1 protein-coding gene is annotated in these 595 nt (G+C 44.0%); it reads right to left on the bottom strand.

Annotated features, from left to right (window positions below):
- On the bottom strand, positions 1-595 hold a 595-nt coding region (locus JMW90_RS13575; RefSeq protein ID WP_201564770.1), incomplete at both ends, for a thioredoxin family protein.

The raw sequence follows: 595 nt of genomic DNA, 5'->3' as shown, positions 1-595 counted from the left end.
ATCCAGATGAATGCGATAATTTCCATCAGCTGTCTCACTAATCTCTTTGACGCTGACGTGCTCTTTAAGCGTAATATTATATTCGCGCAAATGCTTTTCAAAGTTCACCGAGAGCTCGCCACCTGTGGTTAAAGGTACTGAGATTAAGTTTTCAATATCTTGCGTATCTTTTACTTGCCCACCGATACGGTCAGCCACCATGGTAACTTTTAAGCCTTTACGCGCGGTATAAATCGCAGCAGCAACCCCAGCTGGACCCGCACCAATAATCGTCACATCTTGTTGCTCTAACTGTTCAGCATCATCTTCAGCTTCTGCTAACAAATCAGGAAATTGCTCTTGTAACTTCTCAATCAATTTAGCCGTGTCAATCAGACCATTAGCAAACGGCTTGCCGTTTAAGAATACTGCTGGTACGCCTTGGATATTATTCGCTTCTACTTGCTCTTGGAATAGTGCCCCATCGATCATCTCATTGCTGATGTCATCGTTTAGCAGCGCGAATTGGTTTAGCGCTTGCACAACTTCTGGGCGGCTGTGGCAAGAAAGCGACACGTAAGTTTGAAACTGTAGTGGCTTATTAAAGCGTTTAATC

Source organism: Psychrobacter glacincola (genome assembly GCF_904846215.1).
GTDB lineage: Bacteria > Pseudomonadota > Gammaproteobacteria > Pseudomonadales > Moraxellaceae > Psychrobacter > Psychrobacter glacincola.
This window is presented reverse-complemented; position numbering and strand designations above follow the sequence as displayed.